Below are 21,659 nucleotides of genomic sequence, written 5' to 3'. Positions count from 1 at the left end.
CTGCAAATCCAAAAGGCGATGCCCAGAGCAGTCGCAGAGATTACCGCAGACACTGATTAAATTCTGGCTGCTAAAATACGTAAGTATGAGTAGTATGATCGAACTACTCAGGTAAAAATTGTCTATTTGGTCACACAAGACCGTCGAAAGATTGTAGAAGAGTGTATTTCCTTGTCTTGACAGTGATGCTAACCTCAATTTTAAGGATGTTATAAGCTTTTATCTGCTAGAGTTTCTGACTTTCAGCAAACTGAATAATTAATCAATAATAAAATCGCTAGGAGTGCGATGAAATGTCACAGTCCCCTATGACAAGACCAGAAATAGCTGCTGGAACTCTAATCGATAACCGCTATATTATCCAAAAACTTCTGGGGCAGGGAGGATTGGGGCGAACTTACTTGGCCTTTGACACTCGTCGGTTTAATGAAGCTTGTGTTCTCAAGGAGTTTGCGCCCATTGGCACAGGGGAGAGTGGGCTGGAACAATATCGCAACTTGTTTAAAAGAGAAGCAAAAATTCTTCATCAATTACAACATCCTCAAATTCCCAAGTTTTTGGCTTGCTTTGAAGGAGATGGTCGGTTATTCCTAGTACAAGAGTATGTTGACGGTAAAACATATTCTAGGCTGCTAGGAGAACTTCAACGTCAAGGAAGAAACTTTTCTGAAGAAGAAGTTATAGAGTGGCTAAAAAATCTGCTACCTGTTTTGGAATATGTTCACCAGCACAACATTATCCATCGAGATATTTCGCCTGATAATATCATGTTACCTGATGGTAAGGATCTGCCAGTGCTGATTGATTTCGGTGTAGGCAAGCAAATTGCTGACATGAATGAAAGCAGAAGTTCTAACAACCAGGTGACTTTTGTTGGCAAAATGTCCCTTGTCGGTAAAGTGGGGTATGCTCCGCGTGAACAGATTAGCTTGGGTTTATGTTCTCCCTCTAGTGACCTTTATGCTTTGGGAGTAACAGCTATTGTATTACTCACAGGTAGAGATCCATCCTTACTAATGGATCAATATTCCTTAGAATGGAACTGGCGTTATTATACCTATGTTACTGATGGATTCGCTCAAGTAATCGATCAGATGTTAGCAGATAGACCTAACAAGCGATACCAAGCAGCAAGTGAAGTTCTTATAGATTTAGAGCGGATTGGAGAACCAAAACTGGTAATGTCTCCTGCAATCATGCTTGATGATTTGCCCCCCACCGTATTTAATCCTGAATTTCAGCCTATGTCGGCAATATCGCAGTCATACAACCAACCTGGAGAAACAATTTTTAGTTCACCTACTTCATCAGCTATTCCGCAAATTGGGCAAATCAAAGAACAGCAACCTCCCCTCCAACCAGCATTTATTAAACATTGTCACCAAGAGTTAGCTTACCACATTGGGCCTATGGCAAATATCGTTATAGAAGAAATATTAGATCAAAATCCTTACATTTCACCCGACCAATTTATTGAACTCATAGCCAGGGAAATTCCTGACTTTCAAGCAGCTTTTGAGTTCAAAAAAAGCTTATTCTCATAAATAAATATTTAGGCCACCATTCATTTAGAGATAATTTTGAATTGTTTAACTAATTCTCAAAGTTTAAGTAAAGAGCAACTAAGCGCAGCCATTTTTGTGGTTGAGTCTAAATCTTCGTTGCACAACTGAATCACAAATTACCTTAACGTTCGCGTGGCGTCTCTTAGCGATAGCACAGCGTTAGCAAGGAACGAGCGTCATTACGAATTACTATTTTAATCCCCTATACTTCCTTGAGTGCGTTTGATTCTTTTCATTGCCATTTCTAAACTTAACTGCATCCGTTTAAAGGCTTTAGCTAAATTACCGATTTCATCATTAGACATTTGCTCAAATTCAACTTCCATGTGTCCAGTACTAACTTCTTCAGCGATGCGAGTCATGCGTTTGAGAGGTATAACAACTTGTCGATTCAAGAAATAGTTTACTAACAGGATAGTAGCTATAAAAATAGTTGATACAATTAGAATAATTACTAAGGAAGACTGATGAGCTTTGTTGATGACGTTATTTGCTGGTACTGTAATAATCTGAGCGCCGACAATTTCATTCAGCTTCCACCCAAATCCATTAGCTGTACCATAAAGATTAATCATACTTGGAGGTGCAGCTTCTGGTACACTATGACAGACTAAACAACTTTGTTCAGAAACTGGTAAGGGACGAGCAATATAAAATATATCTCCACCAGGAATTGAGCGAAATCCACTCAGTTCTTTAAGGTCTGATTTATTTCTGAACTTTTCTACAATTTCCGTCTCAAAAACGTCAGCCTTATCCCGAAGATTTGTGGGATTGAGAGTTGCTTCTTTGTAAAAGAAATCACGGTAGTCTGGTGTTTTCCGTAAAATCTCAAATACCTCCCGTGCTGAGTATGCAGGCACACTTTGCGGCAGAAACTCAGTTGCCAATTTATCAGCTAGCTCTGGATTAACTTGAGTATTGGTATATTTACGAATAGAACTCATGGTTTGCATGAGCATAAGACCTGTTGAGCTAATATCTTGTTTAGCATTCTCTCTAAGCAGAGAAGAAAGAGCAAATCCACTCAAGCTTAGACCGAATGTTAGAATTATCAGTAGGAGAATTGTAAATTTTTGTTTCAGCTTTAGATTCTTTAGCATAATTTCACATTACCTACAAGTCAAATTATTGTGACCAAATATCGCTAAAGTCATCGTTTACTTTAGCATGAACAATTAAATAAAATTTTGCTGTAAAGGTATAGTTTACCTAAAACTATTAAGGTATTACCCAACTCTATATTAGTAATTATTGAGGTTAATGAAAATGTTCTCTAAGTAAATAATGCAAAAAGCTACAACAGCGAAACAAAATTGAATTTCCAAAAATTCGTGTTGGCTGTTCTGATACCGTGCCAAAATAAATACCAGGAATTGTCAAATATTACTAATGGTGTGGAATGCAGGAAAGTCTTTATTCGGTGGACGGTACATTATTGAAAGCCAACTAGGTGAAGGCGGAATTGGCATTACTTATCTTGCCAGAAATCAACGGAATCAACTGCGAGTGATTAAAACTCTTAAAGAAGAAATCTTGAATCACCCCGCCTGGATACTCCACCGAAACAAGTTACGGCAAGACTTCCGTGATGAAGCAGTAAGGCTGGCTGTGTGTCATCATCCTCATATAGTACAGATAGAAACCATCTTTGATGAGGGAAATTTGCCCTGCATGGTGATGGATTACATCGAAGGCGAAGACTTAGGACAGCGCCTAAGACGGATGGGAGTGCTATCAGAAGGAGAAGCGCTACTGTACATTAGGCAAATTGGCGACGCTTTAACGCTAATTCACTCTAAAGGGCTGCTGCATCGGGATCTCAAACCACGTAATATTATGATCCGCATTGATAAAGCAGAAGCAGTGCTGATAGATTTTGGCATCGCTAGAGAATTTATTCCCAATATGATCCAAAGGCATACAGTGTATCGTACTCCTGGTTTTGCCCCACCTGAGCAGTATGAATCAGAAGCGCCACGAGGAGAATATATTGATATCTACGCCTTAGCTGCTACTTTGTATAATTTGCTTACCGCAGTTATACCGACAAGTGCAGATGATAGACGCCACAATATTAATTTAGAACCACCACAATATTTTAATCCTAAAATCAGCGACAGGGTAAATCAGGCTATTATGTGCGGCATGGATTTGGAGTCAACCTATCGTCCCCAGTCTGTGCAGGAGTGGTTGGATTTATTGAGTTCTGATACTGGTGGCGATAAAATACCACCAATATCATCTAACTTAGTGATAACGCGTAGACTTAAACCACCTCCACTTGTATTAGATCAACAGAAGTGGCAATGTGTACAGACCCTCAAAGGTCATTCTAGTATGGTTCATGCGATCGCCATTAGCTCAGACGGGCAATTTATTGCTAGCGGCAGTAATGACCATACTATTAAACTTTGGCAACTAGGTACTGGCAAGCTAGTGCGTCAACTAGGTCGTTGGTCTTCTGGTCATTCCAGTATGGTTCATTCCGTCGCCTTTAGCCCAGTCTCCTCAAAGCTTTCTTATCAAAGGGAGTCAGGCAAATCTGCGGGAGTTGCAGAACTGAACTGGGAAATTTTAGCTAGCGGTAGTTGGGATAACACCATCAAATTGTGGGATATAAACACAGGCAAAGAAATTCGTACTCTCACAGGTCATACTAATTGGGTAAATTCCGTTGCCTTTAGTCCAGATGGCAAATTTCTAGCTAGTGGCAGTGTTGACTGCACAATTAAACTGTGGCAAGTACACACAGGCATAGAAACCCAAACTCTGATAGGCCATTCTGACTCAGTTTCGTCAGTTGCCTATTCTCCAACAACGCCTGCAACGAATAGCAAAGATAGACAGCTTGTGGCTAGTGCCAGTACTGATTACACCATTAAATTATGGCAAGTATACACAGGCAGAAACATTTGCACATTATTAGGTCATTCCTTCTTTGTTAACTGTATCGCCTTCAGCAAGGATGGGGAAATTATCGCCAGTGGTAGTGGTGACAACACAATTAAATTGTGGGATGTAAATACAGGCAAAGAAATTCGTACTCTTATTGGTCATTCTGATTCAATTTGGTCAGTTGCCTTTAGCCACGATGGTCAATTTCTTGCTAGTGGCAGTTGGGACAACACTATCAAACTGTGGCACGTACAAAGTGGCAGAGAAATCAGCACACTTGTAGGACATTCTAGTTATGTTCGATGCGTCGCCTTCAGTCCCGATGGTCAAACCCTAGTTAGTGGTGGTGATGACGACACTATCAAGATTTGGCGAAGGGAGTACTAAATAATTCGTAATTTGTAATTCGTAATAATATTAAGTTTTTTAATAATACTTTTCTTTAGTGTAATCAGTGAATTTTAAACCTACAGCATCACCGGAAAAATTAGGGCGACTGACCATCAATAACATTTAGAAAATATTCAGCCGTGATAATCGGGCAAGAAAAATTATCTTTTAGACTGAGTAAATTGCGATCGCCTGTCACAAGATAATCCGCCTCACTGACCATAGCCAAAAGTAAAAAAGGTACATCAAACGGGTCACGACATTCAGGAATTACAGGCAAGCGGTCGGGCATCGCTACAGCTTCACAAAAGAGTATGTAATCCGACAGTAAATCTTCTTGCTCAGTTGGCGTGAGCTTAAACTTTGGATAAGCCAGCACTCGGATTAACTCAGTCGTTGTCGCTTTAGAAACCAGGGGAGTGAAGAGATCGTCCTGCCATGCCAAACGAAGCCTAGATACTCTGCCCCCAAATATCAGCGCCGAGATGATGATATTAGTATCAATTACCACCCGTGGACAACCCATCACGACTGACGCGCCCAAGCCACCGCATCAGCCACATCCTGCTCACTCAGCCCTAAATCCGCCAGCTTAGATCGAACCGCATCAGCCCGATGAATTTTTACAGGAGTCAGAATAATTTGCCCCCCCTCCACCTTTACCTCAAAATACTCAGCCTCCCCAATTTCACGAGTAATACTTTTAGGCAACGTTAATTGATTCTTAGAAGTTAACTTGGCGAGCATGACTTGCCTCCTAGCATTTGCTATCAAAAGTAAGGAATCCTTACTTGAGTATATACATCCTACCTTACTAAATTAAACCTACAGATAGAAATGCGATCGCCCAAAAATTGTCACAATAATGACGACAACCGTTATTTTTGAACAAAAATTAATATTTATGGGCTTTGGTATTGGTGATTTATTCTGGATTTTCCTGCTTCTGACTTCTTTGCAACCCCTTTGGCAAAAACGTCAAGTAGAATATCGGCGCTTGCGTGCTTTACAACAATTCCAGCAGGAACGCAAAAGTCGGGTAATTTTGCTGATTCACCGCCAAGAGTCTATTAGTTTCCTGGGAATTCCCTTATCTCGCTACATTACTATCGAAGACTCAGAACAAATATTGCGAGCAATTCGCCTTACACCCCCAGATGTGCCGATTGACTTAATTTTGCACACTCCTGGTGGTTTGGTTTTAGCTACAGAACAAATCGCCAGAGCATTAATTCGCCACCAGGCAAAAGTTACAGTCTTTGTACCCCACTATGCTATGAGTGGCGGTACAATGCTTGCACTCGCCTCTGATGAAATTATTATGGATGCTAACGCTGTCTTAGGGCCAGTTGATCCCCAGTTAGGTAATTACCCAGCAGCAAGTATCCTAAAAGTAGTTGAAGATAAACCTATCGGTGAGATTGATGACCAAACTCTCATTATGGCCGACCTCTCACGCAAAGCAATTCAACAGGTACAGAGGTTTGTACGAACTCTGCTAAAAGACAGTATACCCAAACAAAAAGTTCTGCCAGAAAATATTGAATCGATTATCGAAGCCTTGACAACTGGCCGCGTCACCCACGACTATCCCATAACTATAGAAGAAGCAACAGAAATGGGGCTGCCCGTAACTGTCGGACTGCCCCATTCTATTTATGATCTCATGGATTTGTACCCACAGCCACAAGGAGGCCGACCCAGCGTCCAGTACATTCCTATGCCTTACAATGACCGCCGTCCAATTTTACCTATGCCCAAGGGCAGACCCTTAGAAGAACCAAATCAAATGACTTGAGAGGATTTGGAGTAGGAGTTTTTGCTGGCGATTAGGGTGTAGTTGTCGGTGTAGCTGTTGGTGTAGCTGTCGGCGTAGCTGTTGGCGTAGCTGTTGGCGTAGCTGTCGGTGTAGGTGTTGGCGTAGCTGTTGGTGTAGCTGTCGGTGTAGCTGTTGGTGTAGCTGTTGGTGTAGCTGTTGGTGTAGCTGTTGGTCTAGCCGTCGGTCTAGCTGTTGGTTTACCCGTCGGTGTAGGTGTTGGTTTAGCTGTTGGCTGACTGATGACTGTCTTTGCTTCTTCATTCAGCTTTTGGCGGAGTGCTAAATTAGCAATTCCAGTTTCTTGCAACTGATATTTTTTCTGATACTCCTTCACCACTTCTTCCGTGCGGGAACCATAAAAATGATCTCGCGGTAGGGGAGGATTTGGCTTTACCACTGCATTCAAATTTGTGTGCAAAATCTGAACGATGTTAGCAGCAAATTGTTGGGTTTTTGGCCCTGCTATTCCATCAACTGGTTTTAGCTTATAACCCGTCTGAAATTCACGAATTGCCTTTTTAGTTTGGTCATCCGTCAAAGGGCCATTTGTTACCTTGACGTTATAGCCTAACCCTCGCAACACAGCACGGAATTGCTGAGGGGTATAGCTACGTTGAGAGGCTGCGAAACCTGTGTCTGCAATTACGACGCTAGCAGTTATCAGGCAAGTAACAGCAAAGTTCGCGCTTGATTTTCCAAACCCACACCACATACTTAAAACTCCTTTGAGTTAAATCAGCAGGATTATAAATGTTAACAGCTGCATTTTAAGTTTGTTTAATAACTTTTTTCGCAATTTTTTAATGTTTTTTGAATAATTTATGAATTATTTTTGTCAAATTTAACTTTCTAGACAAAAACTAATTTGTGTCATCCATCAAAAGGAGTATCTTGTATTAGCAGAGATACAGCATCATTTGAATCGAATCCACCCATTGAACACTAAATTACAGTAGTGCATATATCTGTCACTTGTGTCAAGCTAGAGCGAGGGCAATTAGAGATGCTGCGCGAACGGAGCGGGTTTTGACCACCTTCCTTCAAAATACATTCTGTTAACGGATAGCTAGGGTTTAGCCCATTCTGGCTCCTGAATTCTGTTTCGATAAATGAAAGAGCTTATATTCCAAATAGTCAAAACTGTATAATATATGACAAAGCATGAAAAATATAAAATCTTCTAAACAACAGAATATTTGGTTTGAAAGAATAATGGCAATTACTGCCACCGTAAATTTAGGTTTAGTTTTGTTTAATTTAAGTTACGTACCTTGGCGAGATTTCTACTTGCGAAAACTTCCCCAAATTATTCAGATTTATGACCCAATAAAAGGTATCGAACCCCATCGAGACACAAAAAGTTATCTAGAAACAGTAGACGCATTAGAAGAACAAGTCAACCAAACAGGGTTAGAGTCTTCTCAGGTAAATAGCAGGCTAGATGAAATAAGGCGTCTTAGCAGCGAGATGATTGACAGTAACCCGTTTGCGGGAGTGAATAAGAGTGGGACTCTGGAAAAAATCAAAAAGCGGATGCGATCGCACATTGGTAAAGAATCTGCAAAACAGTCCTTTGCCACTTTTTGGAGTCAGCCCTACCTATCACAAAATGGCTGGGTTAAAGAAATTAATTTTTTTAACGAGAGCATCCGCCCTTTGATTGCCTCTAACTACTTCCGCCAAATCGGTGAAAATGGCGAATTTGTTGATAATTTCTGGATTATTGACTTACCCTTTGTGATTTTATTCGGCATAGAATTGTTAGGGCGCACTTTCTTAATTAGACGCCGACATCCTGGCTTAAGCTGGGTTGAAGCAGTATTGTGGCGTTGGTACGACCTATTTTTACTACTGCCATTTTGGCGGTGGCTGCGAATTTTAGCTGTAGTAATCCGCCTCGATCAAGCGCAGTTGTTAAATTTGCATCCAGTGCGAAAGCAAATTCATCAGGGAATTGTCGCCAACTTTGCTGAAGAACTCACAGAAGTTGTAGTGGTGAGAGTAATTAACCAGGTTCAGGGTTCAATTCAGAAGGGTGACTTAACGCGCTGGCTAGTGCAACAAGAAAATTTACGTCCCTACATAGATATTAATAATGTAAATGAAGTGGAAGCGATCGCAGGTCTTTTAGTAAAGACAATTGTCTACCAAGTGCTACCCGAAATCCAACCTGCGATCGTCGCCATTTTGCGCCACAACATCGAAACCGTCTTCCACCAAGTCCCCGTCTACCGCGACCTTCAGAACCTCCCTGGCGTGGGACAGGCTCAAATCCAGTTAAGCGAACAACTGGCAACTCAAATCATAACTAATCTTTACAAAACGTTAGTTAATGCTGTTGAAGATCCTGTTGGCGCAAAACTCACCAGTCAACTAGTAGAAAGCTTTAGCAAAGTCTTAGGATCTCAAATAAAGGAAAAAAACGTACTCTCAGAAATTCAGAGTTTACTTTTTGACTTCTTAGAGGAAATCAAAATCAACTACGTCCAGCGTTTGTCCCAAGAAGACATAGAGCAAATTATCGATCAAACCAGACAGTTACGAACACAAGTATCAGTTCCAGCAATAGTGAAAAGATGAGGCAGGGGGCAGAAGAAGCAGGGGGAGCAGGGGAGGCAGGGGAGGCAGGGGAGGCAGAATAAGAACTACTGATTATTGAACCATGCCCAATGCCCAATGCCCAATGCCCAATGCCCAATGCCCAACGCCCAATACACGACTATAAAAGAAATGCGCTAAACTACGAATTAGGCGAATCATAATTGATTCGTCACAAGACTTCTTGGAAGATATACCTATCGCAGGAAGTGGGTCAGTGCCCACTTTTTTTATTGAATTTTCTCATGGCTCATCCTTTAGTTCCACAAATTATTGATTTGGCGACACCAGTAGCAGAAGAACTGGGATTGGAAGTGGTTGGCGTGGTTTTTCACACTAACCAAAGTCCACCAGTTTTGCGGGTAGACATTCGCAATCCTGAGCAAGACACCGGGTTAAATGATTGTGAGAGGATGAGCCGTGCTTTAGAAGCCTCCTTAGATGCTGCCCAAATCGTTCCAGATGCTTATGTCCTGGAAGTGTCTAGTCCTGGGATTTCGCGGCAACTGGTAACAGACAGGGAGTTTATTTCCTTTAAAGGATTTCCTGTCATCATCTCCACAATGCCCCCCTACGACGGACAACCAGAGTGGACTGGTCAGTTGATTCGCCGGGATGAGACAGCACTTTACTTAAACCAAAAAGGTCGTGTAGTCGAAATTCCCCGCTCCCTAATTACTAAGGTGCAGCTAGACGAGCGCCGATAAACGGGTGACTAAAGGCTAGGGACTAGGGACTAGGGATTGGAGGAGCAGAGGAGCAGAGGAGCAGAGGAGCAGAGGAGCAGAGGGGAAGTTGCTGCAAGTTTTTCCCCTTTGCACCAATGCCCCATGCCCAATGCCCCATGCCCAATGCCCCATGCCCCATGCCCAGTCCCCATTCCCTAATTTTTAAAGGAGATTGCTTATGTCAATGGTTACTTTACCTGGATTAAAAGAATTAATTGAAAGTATAAGTCGTGAGCGGAATTTACCCCGTCTTGCAGTTCAATCAGCTATTAGAGAAGCACTACTCAAAGGCTACGAACGTTATCGTCGCGCCCAAAATTTAGAACGCAAACAGTTTGACGAAGATTATTTTGAGAATTTTGAAGTAGAACTTGATATTGAAGGAGAAGGCTTTCGCGTTCTTTCCACCAAAACCATTGTCGAAGCAGTCAATAACACAGACCACCAGATTTCCCTAGATGAAGTTCAACAAGTAGCTCCCGAAGCGCAGTTAGGGGACTCTGTGGTGCTGGATGTGACCCCCGACCAAGGAGAGTTTGGTCGGATGGCGGCGATGCAAACCAAGCAGGTACTAGCGCAAAAATTACGGGATCAACAGCGCCAAATGGTGCAAGAAGAGTTCCAAGATTTAGAAGGAACTGTCCTGCAAGCAAGAGTTCTGCGGTTTGAGCGGCAATCAGTAGTTCTGGCAGTTAGCAGTGGCTTTGGTCAACCAGAAGTAGAAGCCGAATTACCAAAGCGGGAACAGCTGCCCAACGATAATTATCGCGCAAATGCCACCTTCAAGGTATATCTCAAAAAAGTCTCCCAAGGTCAGCAACGAGGGCCACAGTTGCTTGTGTCTCGTGCTGATGCTGGTTTGGTGGTTTATTTGTTTGCCAACGAAGTTCCAGAAATCGAAGATGAAGTGGTACGGATTGTTGCCGTAGCGAGGGAGGCAAACCCCCCTTCCCGTTATGTGGGTCCCCGGACTAAAATAGCTGTAGATACCCTTGACCGCGATGTAGACCCAGTAGGCGCTTGTATCGGAGCCAGGGGATCGCGAATTCAAGTGGTAGTTAACGAATTACGTGGTGAAAAAATAGACGTAATTCGCTGGTCGCCAGACCCAGCAACATATATCGCTAATGCTTTAAGTCCAGCACGGGTAGATGAAGTACGCCTAATGGACCCAGAATCCCGGCAAACTCACGTACTAGTGGCCGAAGATCAATTGAGTTTAGCCATAGGCAAAGAAGGACAAAATGTCCGTTTGGCAGCCCGTCTGACTGGTTGGAAAATAGACATCAAAGACAAAGCTAAATATGACTATGCAGGAGAAGATGCTAAGTTTCTGGCTGTAAGAACAAAATATCAATCAGAGGAATCAGAGGAAGACGATCTTGAATATGAGGAAGAATTCGAGGATGAAAATCAGGACGGATCAGAAGAGGAGGATACTTTTGACAATGACGATGATGAATAATTGATTAATTTTGTAAAGTTTTGATACTGTAGATTGTAGTCGTCAGTCTCAAGGATTATTTTCTCAAAAGCTACTTGGTATGAGTAAAAAATAGTCATAATAAACTTCTTTTTACATCCAGAATGCTCGACTGAGATCACCCAGAAGCGATGAAACCAAATTATCGGCGCTGTATTAGTTGCCGGAAAGTAGGCTCAAAAGATGAGTTTTGGCGGATTGTCCGCGTCTTTCCATCGGGAAAGGTACAATTAGATCAGGGCATGGGGCGTTCTGCCTATATTTGTCCGCAAACGAGTTGCTTACAAGCAGCTCAAAAAAAAAATCGACTAGGGCGATCGCTACATGCATCAGTGCCAGAAACACTGTACCAAAGCTTGTTGCAACGTCTAGCCCAGTGCAATACCCAAAACCAAATTTAATTGGAACAACTTTGTGACGTCATCATCAGAGCAATAGTGCGAAACCCGAAGTCGCGCTTTCATAACACCTTCTGTTGATCGTTAAGGTTAGTGCCAAAATAGTAAATGGGTGTAAAAGGCATTCGGCTCTCAAATAATTAAGAGGGGCGAGGCAAGATTCCCAGAACAAGATGTAATCGATTGTGTTGTGGAAGGCTCAGAATCACCAAAACAAGAAACTACAAAATGGCAACCTGGTAGCGCTCAGGCGCAGTTCGGCGTCAGGGGTTCCTATAAAAATCTTTTATTTAAAAAATTTTTATGGGTGTCCCTCAACCATCATTCCTGGTGGGGATGCCATTATTAAACCGAAACATCTCTCTTTCCTGATTGGAGGCACCGGCAAAAACTGAACGGCAGTCTAAAAACAGTAATCCAAGGATGGAGATGTCGCACTCCCAGGCAACCATCCGCTAAAACTGTAAATTAAAGGGGAAGAGTGGATGAACAACGGCAAAGTTAGAATCTATGAATTATCAAAGGAATTGAATTTGGATAACAAAGAGCTACTAGCAATTTGCGACCAGCTCAGCATCTCGGTCAAAAGTCATAGCAGCACGATTTCAGAATCCGAGGCAGAAAGCATCCGCACGGCTGCGGAAAAACTCGCAGCGACGAATGTCTTTGCCAAAAAGGAACTACGTACAACCAACCATAAACCAAACTCACCACCAAACGGCGGATCTGCCCGACCTGCTGCACCCCACAAACAGCAAATTTTGGAAATACGCAAACCCAAAATATTGAGAAATACTACCCCCAACGCCCCAGAGGCGTCAGTTGCTACCAATACCCAAGCTGCCTTGTCTGAAGCTAATCCTCCCTCTCCACCACGGCCTTTCGCTACACCAGTCTCACCCATGAAGCCGGCAGCACCAACTCGACCTGTGCCCCGGACTCAATCTGAGACTCAAGAGCAACCTCCTGTTAAGGACTTGGAACAAACGCCAAATCCAAATCAGGCGTCGGAAAAAATAGCATCCCAAAAACCAGAAAAAATAGTTCCACCCAGACCGAAAGCGGAAAAACCGATTAAACCGCAATTAGCTGCCCCACCGCCAAGACCTGCGGCAGAAGTTGCCCCGGTAGATGAGCCAGTATCCCAGGCAGACAAACCGATTCTTAAACGCGACCAACGGCAACGACCCGTCGAAGGCGATCGCGAACAAATTAAGCCCAGAGTTGCTAAACTGCCAACTGATCAGTCTCCACCAGGTGCACCACAAAGAACAAGTCGTCCTACCCCTGCACCCAGCAGACCAGAGCAGAGGGTCAATAGACCATCTGCACCATCACAACTAGGAGAGGGGCAACGACCCAGACCAGCTCGCCCTGGTGAAGCAGTAGCAGCCGCAATGCCGATCGCTACTCCACCCAGGCAGATGTCAGGAATAGCAGGCAAATCTCAAGGATTGGGTGATGAGCCAATCGTAACACCCGATCTCCTCGATTTAAAACGCCCAACTCCGCCTCGCCCGACCAAAGGCGGCAAAAAGTGGGTAGAAGAGGAAATAATTGACGAAGTTAAAGAGAAGGCTAAAGCTGGCGTTAAAGGCAAGCGGATCAAGCCGATATTGGATGATGAGTTTGAAGAAGATTTGCTAGATGATGACGATCTAGACTCACCAGCCACCGTCCAAGTCAGCCTTTCCATTGCCCGTCCTCCCAAACCCAAAGCGACTCGACCTGTGCAGATGCCAGGCGCAAGCCTTGCTAGCGCCCCAACTGCTAGAGGCAGTAGAAAACCTGGTTCTAAATCTGGTTCTGGCCGTGACCATCAGAATAACCGTCGCCAACAAGAAGCCGATACAAAGCGCGATCGCCCCGAAAAGGTGACGATCACAGGCCCCTTGACTGTGCAAGAACTGTCTGACGTTTTAGCCGTTCCCGATACAGAGATTGTTAAAATCCTGTTCCTCAAAGGCATGGCGGTGAGTATCACCCAAAATCTGGATATTCCCACGATTACCCTGGTAGGAAAAGAACTAGAAATAGAAGTCGAAACCGTCGAGCGAGAAGCAGAAGCTCGGAAAATTACAGAAATGGTCGGCGCAGAAGACCTAGAATATCTCCACCGCCGTCCGCCAGTCGTGACAATTATGGGTCACGTAGACCACGGTAAAACAACTCTGCTCGACTCAATCCGCAAAACAAAAGTGGCTGCTGGCGAAGCTGGCGGTATTACTCAACACATTGGTGCATACCATGTGGATGTGGTACATGAGGGCAAACCACAGCAGATAGTCTTCCTGGATACTCCTGGTCACGAAGCCTTTACAGCTATGCGGGCCAGAGGAGCGCGGGTAACAGACATTGCCGTGTTGGTAGTAGCTGCCGATGATGGTGTCCGTCCTCAAACCATTGAAGCCATTAGCCACGCCCAAGCTGCGGGAGTGCCAATTGTTGTTGCAATTAACAAAATTGACAAAGAAGGGGCACAGCCAGAGCGCGTTAAACAAGAACTTACCCAATATGGTCTGACCTCAGAAGACTGGGGTGGTGAGACAATCATGGTTCCGGTGAGCGCCATCAGAGGTGAAAACCTGGATACGCTCTTAGAGATGATTCTCTTAGTAGCAGAGGTTGCAGAACTATCTGCCAACCCAGATCGTACCGCCAAAGGAACTGTAATTGAAGCACATCTGGATAAAGCCAAGGGAGCAGTTGCTACCCTGCTAATTCAGAATGGCACCCTGCATGTAGGAGATATCTTGGTAGCGGGTTCGGCTTTCGGTAAAGTTCGGGCGATGGTAGATGACAGAGGCAAGAGAGTAGATATTGCTTCTCCTTCCTTTGCCGTCGAGGTACTAGGTTTAAGTGATGTACCAGCAGCAGGCGACGAGTTCGAGGTCTTCCATAACGAGAAAGAAGCCAGAGCGCTCGCTAGCGATCGCGCCGACAGACAACGCTTATCCCGTTTGTTACAGGGTCGTGTTACCCTTACAACCCTATCGGCTCAAGCACAAGAAGGCGAGTTGAAAGAACTCAACTTGATCTTGAAGGGAGACGTACAAGGTTCCGTAGAAGCCATTGTGGGAGCGCTCAAGCAAATCCCGCAAAACGAAGTCCAAATTCGGATGCTGTTGGCTACTGCTGGGGAAATCACCGAGACAGATATCGACTTAGCAGCTGCCAGTAACGCTGTAATTATTGGCTTCAACACCACCTTCGCTAGTGGCGCTAGACAAGCTGCCGATGAAGCGGGTGTAGATGTTCGGGAATACAACGTAATCTACAAACTCCTAGAAGATATTCAAGATGCCTTGGAAGGTCTTTTGGAACCAGAGTTGGTGGAAGAACCCTTGGGTCAAACCGAAGTCCGGGCCGTCTTCCCAGTCGGTCGCGGTGCGGTTGCCGGTTGCTACGTTCAATCTGGCAAGCTAGTTCGCAACTGTAAAGTCAGGGTGCGACGCGGCGGTAAGGTGATCTTTGAAGGCGTCCTTGACTCCCTAAAACGGATGAAAGAAGATAGCCGTGAGGTCAACGCCGGTTATGAATGCGGTGTCGGCATCGATAAATTCAATGATTGGGTTGAAGGTGACATCATCGAAGCCTATCAGATGGTTACGAAGCGCCGCACTCTCACCTTAACAAGGTAGTGTTAAGGGTAAAATGGTTAGAAGTTAGGAGTGATAAATTAAGAGTTAGGAGTTAAAGGCTGCTAATTCTTAACTCCTAACTTTTAACTCATAACTTTTTATATATGCATTCATTTCGCTCTGAACCTATTTTGTGGATTCACGTCGCTGGATTAGCGACGTTGCCTGTTTTTTTAGTCCTCTGCTTATTTTTTCTGTCTGTAGGCGAGCCGTTTTTACCAGTGTGGATGGAGCTATTTTTAGTTGCTGCCATTGGTATTTTGCCTTTGCTATGGATGCAGTTGCGTCGCCCTTTTTATATATTTGCTCTTTTAGGAATAGCCCTAAAGCCAGAAAATCTGACCGAACGGCAGCGAAAAATTCTCTGTTTAATTAATACAAAGGTAAATCGTATCCTAGCATTAGTAGCAGCAGTATTGTCGGTTTGGGTGCTGTGGCAGCTTTACCAAATTGCCCCATTAGTAGCAAATTCAGCTAAATTTCTCCCACAATGGCGCAGCGTTGCATTATTGTTTGCGGGTTTAGCATTTTTAGGCAGCAATCTATTTTTACAAATACCTGTGAGTGTAATGCGAGTTTTAGTGACTAATGACACAGAATTCGCTGGCATAGAGCCATTATCTTTAGAAAAGATTAAGCAGGATTTTACAATTTTAGGAGTACGGGTTAATCAAATCGTGCCCCGGTTGTTGGAATCTTTGTTTAGGATTAATACAGATTCGTAGCAGCCCGTAAAGTATATTATTTAACTTTAAAGGGCTAGAAAGGAGACTAGGGGGAAATGAGGGAGTGAGGGAAAAGAATTAATAACCAATGCCCCATGCCCAATTACCGTTGAAGTTAAAATAAAGGAATGAGAAAGTATGGCTCAAATTCCAGCTTCTAGCGATCGCCAATTTTCTGCTGATACTGAAATTTGGTATAGCCTCAAATGTGCGATCTCCACTAGTTCCGGTTTTCAACGCTGGCAACTAGAACGCGATGCTCAATTACACGGAATTCGCTTGGAACAGCAAGTACAACGGTATTTAAGGGAAACTTTAGAAACTTTAGCTTACTAAACACCAAATAAATCTTGTAGGCTTGTTTGCAAGCGGCGGAGTTGACGGTATGCACCCTGCAAGCGTTTTCCATCAACTTCGACTTCATTAGTAGGATAATTCTTAATAATTTCGATTAGCGACACCTGCCCGTCTTGACTCGCAGAAAGTACCAAAGCAGCTTGCAAAGCCTGCCGATTTGCTCTGTGAGACGGTGTATAAATAACTTGACTAATTTGATCCAAAATAATATTACCAATCCGGCTATTTAGCACTCTATCTAAAAATAGAAGGTTTACCTTCACCGGCTCTGTCAAATATTGACGGATGGCTTTAGGATCTTGTCGCGCCAAAGCAAAATTAACTCGTAGTGAGCGTGAAAGTTCACCTGTTTAGGCAAAGGTAGACAGCTCCTCTACGGAAAGTGATTCACCAAAACAGTGCTGAGTGCCGAGTAACGAGTGCTGAGTAAAAAGTAAAATTAATTGCACTCAGCATATAGGGTCTGAATCCTTACAATTTATTTATGAAAAAAATAAAAATATTTTTTTTGAGACACGTAGTGCAAGAAAAAATACGTCCTTGTTTTCAATCCCCTAGTTTTAACTATGGGGTTATACTCAGCACTCAGCACTCAGTACTCAGCACTACTGAAGGAAGATACCATAGTTTAGCACCACTCGTTCCGCAGCAAAGACGGGCGGGGACAAAAGCAGAAGGCAGGTACTACCTACTAAAAGTAAGGCGCGACGCAGCCCCAAAAATTTAAAACGCATTTCTTGCCATTTCCAATAGGTTTGCTTTTCCTTTAACTCATCCCCCGGCTTCAAGCCGGGGGATTTCAGCATTGTTGACTTGACAGGCCACTGGTAGAATTTTCTGAATAAAAAATATAACTAATGTATAAGTTCTGTGATCTATCTAAGGAATTTAGCTGAATCAGTGGTAATCATCCAGTATAGTTTTGCATGGGTTTTGTAGCAGCTACAAGGCTGCTTGCTATCTTTAACCTTGTTCGACACACTGTAATTCAGCACATCACAGACGGAAAAAATGAACTACCGGGGTTTTCACATTTATCTAGCGGAGATTTTTCGCCTTCTTTCTAGCAGTCATCTCAGATATACTTTACGCGTGGGAGCCGGACTAACGGCAATGGTTGTTGTCTCTAGTGGGTCAATACTACTACCTGATGAGGTTAATGCTGGTGCGACTCACCCAGAAAGTATCGCCCCAATCACAGCACAAGCTCCTGCAACAGCCGCAGTGATTTACGTTAACCCAGCAACTGGTGCAGATAGTGCTGGTGCTGGTGCAACCTCATCTGCACCCTACAAAAGCATAAGTTTCGCTCTCAGTCAAGCCCAACCAGGTGCAGTTATTCAATTAGCACCTGGGAACTATAACCAGGAAAGTGGCGAAACCTTCCCGCTCTTAATGAAACCAGGGGTGACACTGCGGGGTGATGAAACTACTAAAGGTCAGGGGATATTGATTACAGGTGGAGGTTTCTACACTAGTCGCACCTTTGCCAGACAGGACATTACCATCCTTGCCGAACGAGATACCACGATCGCAGGTGTTACTGTCACCAACCCAAATAGCCGGGGTACGGGTGTGTGGGTGGAGTCAACTAATCCGATTATCAAAAACAGTACTTTTACTAACAGTGTCAGAGAAGGTGTTTTTGTCACGGGTACAGCCAATCCCACTATTGAAAGTAACATCTTTGTGCAAAACAAAGGTAACGGGATTTCAATTGCTAGAACTGCCCAAGGAGAAATCAGGAATAACTTATTTCAGGATACTGGTTTTGGTCTAGCGATCGGTGGCACTTCCACACCCCAAATTGTGGAAAATCAAATCGTCCAAAACCAAGATGGTCTTTATATCTCCGAATCAGCCAAACCCGTATTGCGTAAGAATGTCATTCAGAACAATAAGCGGGATGGTGTAGTAGCAACTGTCAATGCTCAACCCGACCTTGGTACTAACGAAAATCCAGGTGGAAATTTGATTCGCAATAACACTCGTTATGATGTGAACAACGCCACAAAAACCAGTCAAATTCTCGCTGTTGGCAACGATATCGATCAGAAAAAGATTTTCGGTTCGGTAAATTTCGTTGCTGCAACTGTTGACGCACCGCCTGGAGGGCCTGTCGCCTTTAAGGATGTGCCAGCAAATTACTGGGCAAAAACCTACATTGAAGCTTTAGCTTCTCAAAATATTATTGCTGGCTTTCCTGATGGCAGCTTTAAACCCAATGATCCTGTAACCCGCGCTCAGTTCGCCACTATTGTCACTAAAGCTCTAACACCACCAAACAAACGCGCAGCCATTAAATTTAAGGATGTACCAAGCAATTTCTGGGCTAACGCTGCAATTCAATCTGCTTACCAGAGTGAATTTGTTTCTGGTTATCCTGATGGCACTTTTAAGCCACAGCAAAAAATTCCCAGAGTGCAGGCGTTAGTATCTTTAGCTAATGGTTTGGGCTTAACTGCGAGTAATAATCAGAATGTCCTTTCCTTTTACACCGATGCTGCCCAGATTCCTAATTATGCGATCGCTCCGGTTGCTGCGGCAACTGCACGGCAATTAGTGATCAACTATCCCACAGCAAAGCAACTAAATCCTAATCGTGAAGCGACTAGAGCCGAAGTTGCTGCCTTTGTTTACCAGGCACTTGTCAATGCTGGACGTGCCCAACCAATTCCTTCATCCTATTTGGTAACAGTTCAGTAAATGCCTAGTACCGCATGGCAAAAGTTAAAAGTCCAAAGTCAAAAAGCTTATAAGGCAGACTTTTTGGCTATTTTGAATGGGTGGTTTATTTCCACCGTGCTGTACTAGTTAGCAAGTTGGAAGCGCCAGACTAACAATTATCAGTCTGGCGCTTCCAAAATTGCGATTTTTTTAATTTTAGAGGTTTTTAAATATAAAATTTGGGGTCTTTAAATATAGCTGACCCCATTTGAATGTGATTGGTTTTATGGTCAGGGTCTTTATATGGGCTGACCCCGTTTCAACGATTTCTAGTTTCTCAGAAATTTTGGCTTTTTGAGATTTCCTAATAATTTTTTTATTTTTTCTCTTTTGATACTTTCATCTTCATCAAAGCCTTAATAAATTTGAAGAATATAAAGATATATCAAAGGAAAGCAATAAAAAATTAACCACTAAAATTTCTCACTTCAGAAATTAGAATTTTTACCCGATTGGGTGCTTCGTTGCCGACGCTGTTCCCAGCGCCAGAGGAAGACCATTAGGGCAACAATTCCTAATTGAAGAGCTAAACTTGGTATTGCACTCTCAAGATTGCGTCCGGCAAGCACTTGGAAGAAAAAAACGAATGCACCGAGTGAGCCAGAAGCACCAAAAGCGATGTAGAAAAATTGTCGTAAGCCGCGATAAGGAGCGGCTATTTCTGCTTTGAGGCTGGCGTATTGTTCAGGGTTAAGGCGATTTTTGCGATTTTGATCTACCATGATTAAATCATGTTATACTCTTAGATTGTGTACGCCGATGTGGCTCAGTGGTAGAGCAGCTGATTCGTAATCAGCAGGCCGTGGGTTCAAATCCCATCATCGGCTTTAATAAAAGTATTGCTCAATAGTCAAGTTTGACACAAATCATGTACAGTTTATTTGTCGTCCGTGACAGATTAATGTCGTTGTGAGAAATTATTGTTATCAAATCTAGATTATTACTGATGATGGTGATTATGTGACAGTGCCACGAATTTAGGTATTTACTACTAATTCGGGAGCGTAGGCGTTGGCGTAGCCTCTCGTAGAGAAGCCCGTCGCAGACATCGCCGCAGCTAAAAATCAAAGCAAACTTGAGCTTCCAGGTAACCTTCCTGATATAGCAAAGATACCCAGATTTTTATATGGCGATCGCATCCTCGATATAACAAAATGTTGGTGACAAAAATCCCCGACTTTTTAGAAAAGTCGGGGATCTGATTTCTTGTTTAAGTAGGTGTGGATTATTGCAGCAAAGGAGTTGTGCCATTACCGTTAGTTGACGCATTGGCAATTGCAGGTTGAGTCGTAAGAACCGCTACAACTGGAGTAACTTTTGAACTAGATTGTTTACTTCGTTTTCGATTAGAGCCGCCAGCCTTGGAATACTCCATACTGTTTTTGCCGTAGACAGTTGCAACTCCACTTAGCATTCGTTCAGACATTTCGGAGAGAGCTTTATCCATCTGGGTTACTGTTTTACGCGATTCTTCCAGATTGGAAACCAGCGTATTATTAGCTTCTAGCATCGCACGGGTAATGTTGATTAGGTGGTTGTAAGCTTCAATGGTTAACCCATGTCCTAAATCCAGATTTTCATCAATAGATTTAAGCAAGGCGAGACGAAGTTGGGCTTTATCAATAGCAGCAGAACCACGAGTTTTTAAAGACATGAGATATCCTTTTTTTAATTTCTTTTTCAAGATAGTGGAGTATCTTTTTGCCTGAGATGGGTAGTTTTGTGGATTTATTTCATTAAAAGTTCAACGAAATAATTACGACTTTGCCTGTGTTTTTACTCATTTTTCATATCGATTTGTTGTTTGAGAATAAGTACAATCAGCAACAGGAACCCCGAAATAACAATTGAGTATCCCGAAATAGCAATTGCATACCCCGAAATAGCAATTGCATACCCCGAAATAGCAATTGCATACCCCGAAATAGCAATTGCGAACTCCGAAATAGCAATTGAGTACCCCGAAATAGCAATTGCATACCCCGAAATAGCAACTGAGTACCCCGAAATAGCAATTGCGAACTCCGAAATAACAAATGCGAACTCCGAAATAACAAATGCGAACTCCGAAATAGCAATTGCGAACTCCGAAATAGCAATTGCGAACTCCGAAATAGCAATTGCGATCGCCAAATCGATAAATGCGTTGGCGTAGCCCAACCCAGGCATCGCCAAAATCACAAACGATAAATTGAAAGTGCTACGGGGCGATCGCTTTGGAAGCAGTGGCCAAAAAATTCCCGTTGTTAGCTAAAGCAGAAGAAGCCCCACGTCTCACCCTGTACTCAGGGGAGCGTGGGATGAATTCACAGGCTGTGAGGAATTGACCA

At 43.3% G+C, this 21,659-nt stretch carries 19 protein-coding genes, 1 tRNA gene and 1 pseudogene; 12 read left to right on the top strand and 9 right to left on the bottom strand.

Annotated elements, in window-relative coordinates; all coding sequences use genetic code 11:
* Window positions 1-293: 293 nt before the first annotated feature.
* Window positions 294-1,544, top strand: coding sequence for a serine/threonine-protein kinase (locus CDC33_RS19430; RefSeq protein ID WP_109009929.1), 1,251 nt, complete (start codon window positions 294-296; stop codon window positions 1,542-1,544).
* Between the two features lie 215 nt (window positions 1,545-1,759).
* Here CDC33_RS19430 and CDC33_RS19425 read toward each other — a convergent pair whose 3' ends face one another.
* Entirely contained in the window at window positions 1,760-2,668 is a 909-nt protein-coding gene (locus CDC33_RS19425; RefSeq protein WP_109009928.1) for a c-type heme family protein, read from the bottom strand.
* Between the two features lie 289 nt (window positions 2,669-2,957).
* On the opposite strand from CDC33_RS19425, the gene CDC33_RS19420 reads away from it, so the two are divergent.
* Complete coding sequence (locus tag CDC33_RS19420; RefSeq protein ID WP_109009927.1) at window positions 2,958-4,850, top strand: serine/threonine-protein kinase; 1,893 nt, start codon at window positions 2,958-2,960, stop codon at window positions 4,848-4,850.
* A 100-nt stretch (window positions 4,851-4,950) separates the two neighbouring features.
* Here CDC33_RS19420 and CDC33_RS19415 read toward each other — a convergent pair whose 3' ends face one another.
* Window positions 4,951-5,379 (bottom strand): putative toxin-antitoxin system toxin component, PIN family, encoded by a 429-nt coding sequence (locus tag CDC33_RS19415; RefSeq protein ID WP_109009926.1) that lies wholly within the window; start codon window positions 5,377-5,379, stop codon window positions 4,951-4,953.
* A complete protein-coding gene (locus CDC33_RS19410) occupies window positions 5,379-5,600 on the bottom strand; it encodes an AbrB/MazE/SpoVT family DNA-binding domain-containing protein (RefSeq protein ID WP_094327679.1) in 222 nt (73 codons plus the stop codon). The genes CDC33_RS19415 and CDC33_RS19410 overlap by 1 nt, the downstream gene beginning before the upstream one ends.
* Before the next feature lie 157 nt (window positions 5,601-5,757).
* Here CDC33_RS19410 and CDC33_RS19405 point away from each other — a divergent pair, with 157 nt between their 5' ends.
* Window positions 5,758-6,651: an SDH family Clp fold serine proteinase gene (locus CDC33_RS19405; RefSeq protein WP_109012636.1), complete on the top strand. Its 894-nt coding sequence runs from the start codon at window positions 5,758-5,760 to the stop codon at window positions 6,649-6,651.
* A gap of 31 nt (window positions 6,652-6,682) precedes the next feature.
* Here the strand turns inward: CDC33_RS19405 and CDC33_RS19400 are convergent, their stop codons facing one another.
* Window positions 6,683-7,384: a peptidoglycan-binding domain-containing protein gene (locus tag CDC33_RS19400; protein ID WP_109009925.1), complete on the bottom strand. Its 702-nt coding sequence runs from the start codon at window positions 7,382-7,384 to the stop codon at window positions 6,683-6,685.
* Between the two features lie 449 nt (window positions 7,385-7,833).
* Between CDC33_RS19400 and CDC33_RS19395 the strand changes: the two genes are divergently transcribed.
* From CDC33_RS19395 to CDC33_RS19355, 7 genes are all read left to right on the top strand, one after another.
* Window positions 7,834-9,252, top strand: a complete 1,419-nt coding sequence (locus CDC33_RS19395) for a hypothetical protein (protein ID WP_109009924.1) — start codon at window positions 7,834-7,836, stop codon at window positions 9,250-9,252.
* Between the two features lie 263 nt (window positions 9,253-9,515).
* Window positions 9,516-9,977 (top strand): ribosome maturation factor RimP, encoded by a 462-nt coding sequence (gene rimP, locus CDC33_RS19385; RefSeq protein ID WP_109009920.1) that lies wholly within the window; start codon window positions 9,516-9,518, stop codon window positions 9,975-9,977.
* A 199-nt stretch (window positions 9,978-10,176) separates the two neighbouring features.
* A complete protein-coding gene (nusA, locus tag CDC33_RS19380) occupies window positions 10,177-11,463 on the top strand; it encodes a transcription termination factor NusA (protein WP_181374076.1) in 1,287 nt (428 codons plus the stop codon).
* Between the two features lie 149 nt (window positions 11,464-11,612).
* A complete protein-coding gene (locus tag CDC33_RS19375; protein ID WP_109009916.1) occupies window positions 11,613-11,882 on the top strand; it encodes a YlxR family protein in 270 nt (89 codons plus the stop codon).
* A 482-nt stretch (window positions 11,883-12,364) separates the two neighbouring features.
* Window positions 12,365-15,520, top strand: coding sequence for a translation initiation factor IF-2 (gene infB, locus CDC33_RS19365; RefSeq protein WP_109009913.1), 3,156 nt, complete (start codon window positions 12,365-12,367; stop codon window positions 15,518-15,520).
* Window positions 15,521-15,624: 104 nt separating this feature from the next.
* A complete protein-coding gene (locus CDC33_RS19360; protein WP_109009911.1) occupies window positions 15,625-16,245 on the top strand; it encodes a low-complexity tail membrane protein in 621 nt (206 codons plus the stop codon).
* A gap of 138 nt (window positions 16,246-16,383) precedes the next feature.
* The gene (locus CDC33_RS19355) at window positions 16,384-16,581 is read left to right on the top strand and encodes a hypothetical protein (RefSeq protein ID WP_012412012.1); all 198 of its coding nucleotides are present in this window, start codon (window positions 16,384-16,386) and stop codon (window positions 16,579-16,581) included.
* On the opposite strand, the pseudogene CDC33_RS19350 reads toward CDC33_RS19355, so the two are convergent.
* Window positions 16,578-16,940: pseudogene (locus tag CDC33_RS19350) on the bottom strand (alpha/beta hydrolase); the annotation flags it as partial. The gene CDC33_RS19355 and the pseudogene CDC33_RS19350 sit on opposite strands and share 4 nt — an antisense overlap.
* 267 nt (window positions 16,941-17,207) lie before the next feature.
* Window positions 17,208-17,408 carry a hypothetical protein gene (locus tag CDC33_RS19345; RefSeq protein WP_109009909.1) on the bottom strand — a complete coding sequence of 67 codons (201 nt, stop codon included), beginning with the start codon at window positions 17,406-17,408 and terminating at the stop codon, window positions 17,208-17,210.
* A 205-nt stretch (window positions 17,409-17,613) separates the two neighbouring features.
* Here CDC33_RS19345 and CDC33_RS19340 point away from each other — a divergent pair, with 205 nt between their 5' ends.
* Window positions 17,614-19,308: a DUF1565 domain-containing protein gene (locus CDC33_RS19340; protein ID WP_109009907.1), complete on the top strand. Its 1,695-nt coding sequence runs from the start codon at window positions 17,614-17,616 to the stop codon at window positions 19,306-19,308.
* Between the two features lie 449 nt (window positions 19,309-19,757).
* Here the strand turns inward: CDC33_RS19340 and CDC33_RS19335 are convergent, their stop codons facing one another.
* Window positions 19,758-20,051, bottom strand: coding sequence for a DUF3493 domain-containing protein (locus CDC33_RS19335; RefSeq protein WP_109009905.1), 294 nt, complete (start codon window positions 20,049-20,051; stop codon window positions 19,758-19,760).
* 33 nt (window positions 20,052-20,084) lie between these two features.
* On the opposite strand from CDC33_RS19335, the gene CDC33_RS19330 reads away from it, so the two are divergent.
* Window positions 20,085-20,156 (top strand) — tRNA-Thr (locus CDC33_RS19330).
* Between the two features lie 398 nt (window positions 20,157-20,554).
* On the opposite strand, the gene CDC33_RS19325 is transcribed toward CDC33_RS19330, so the two are convergent.
* Complete coding sequence (locus tag CDC33_RS19325; protein WP_109009903.1) at window positions 20,555-20,983, bottom strand: hypothetical protein; 429 nt, start codon at window positions 20,981-20,983, stop codon at window positions 20,555-20,557.
* A gap of 122 nt (window positions 20,984-21,105) precedes the next feature.
* Entirely contained in the window at window positions 21,106-21,498 is a 393-nt protein-coding gene (locus CDC33_RS19320; protein ID WP_146195841.1) for a hypothetical protein, read from the bottom strand.
* Between the last annotated feature and the right edge of the window lie 161 nt (window positions 21,499-21,659).

The organism is Nostoc commune NIES-4072 (genome assembly GCF_003113895.1).
GTDB lineage: Bacteria > Cyanobacteriota > Cyanobacteriia > Cyanobacteriales > Nostocaceae > Nostoc > Nostoc commune.
The sequence above is the reverse complement of the archived record's forward strand: the minus strand, read 5'-3'. Positions and strand labels throughout refer to the sequence as shown.

Bases quoted from the DNA above. Each gene is read 5' to 3' on its own strand.
- CDC33_RS19430 (WP_109009929.1), top strand. From the start codon at position 294: ATGTCACAGTCCCCTATGACAAGACCAGAAATAGCTGCTGGAACTCTA.
- CDC33_RS19425 (WP_109009928.1), bottom strand. From the start codon at position 2,668: ATGCTAAAGAATCTAAAGCTGAAACAAAAATTTACAATTCTCCTACTG.
- CDC33_RS19420 (WP_109009927.1), top strand. From the start codon at position 2,958: ATGGTGTGGAATGCAGGAAAGTCTTTATTCGGTGGACGGTACATTATT.
- CDC33_RS19415 (WP_109009926.1), bottom strand. From the start codon at position 5,379: ATGGGTTGTCCACGGGTGGTAATTGATACTAATATCATCATCTCGGCG.
- CDC33_RS19410 (WP_094327679.1), bottom strand. From the start codon at position 5,600: ATGCTCGCCAAGTTAACTTCTAAGAATCAATTAACGTTGCCTAAAAGT.
- CDC33_RS19405 (WP_109012636.1), top strand. From the start codon at position 5,758: ATGGGCTTTGGTATTGGTGATTTATTCTGGATTTTCCTGCTTCTGACT.
- CDC33_RS19400 (WP_109009925.1), bottom strand. From the start codon at position 7,384: ATGTGGTGTGGGTTTGGAAAATCAAGCGCGAACTTTGCTGTTACTTGC.
- CDC33_RS19395 (WP_109009924.1), top strand. From the start codon at position 7,834: ATGAAAAATATAAAATCTTCTAAACAACAGAATATTTGGTTTGAAAGA.
- rimP (WP_109009920.1), top strand. From the start codon at position 9,516: ATGGCTCATCCTTTAGTTCCACAAATTATTGATTTGGCGACACCAGTA.
- nusA (WP_181374076.1), top strand. From the start codon at position 10,177: ATGTCAATGGTTACTTTACCTGGATTAAAAGAATTAATTGAAAGTATA.
- CDC33_RS19375 (WP_109009916.1), top strand. From the start codon at position 11,613: ATGAAACCAAATTATCGGCGCTGTATTAGTTGCCGGAAAGTAGGCTCA.
- infB (WP_109009913.1), top strand. From the start codon at position 12,365: ATGAACAACGGCAAAGTTAGAATCTATGAATTATCAAAGGAATTGAAT.
- CDC33_RS19360 (WP_109009911.1), top strand. From the start codon at position 15,625: ATGCATTCATTTCGCTCTGAACCTATTTTGTGGATTCACGTCGCTGGA.
- CDC33_RS19355 (WP_012412012.1), top strand. From the start codon at position 16,384: ATGGCTCAAATTCCAGCTTCTAGCGATCGCCAATTTTCTGCTGATACT.
- CDC33_RS19345 (WP_109009909.1), bottom strand. From the start codon at position 17,408: ATGCTGAAATCCCCCGGCTTGAAGCCGGGGGATGAGTTAAAGGAAAAG.
- CDC33_RS19340 (WP_109009907.1), top strand. From the start codon at position 17,614: ATGAACTACCGGGGTTTTCACATTTATCTAGCGGAGATTTTTCGCCTT.
- CDC33_RS19335 (WP_109009905.1), bottom strand. From the start codon at position 20,051: ATGGTAGATCAAAATCGCAAAAATCGCCTTAACCCTGAACAATACGCC.
- CDC33_RS19325 (WP_109009903.1), bottom strand. From the start codon at position 20,983: ATGTCTTTAAAAACTCGTGGTTCTGCTGCTATTGATAAAGCCCAACTT.
- CDC33_RS19320 (WP_146195841.1), bottom strand. From the start codon at position 21,498: ATGCCTGGGTTGGGCTACGCCAACGCATTTATCGATTTGGCGATCGCA.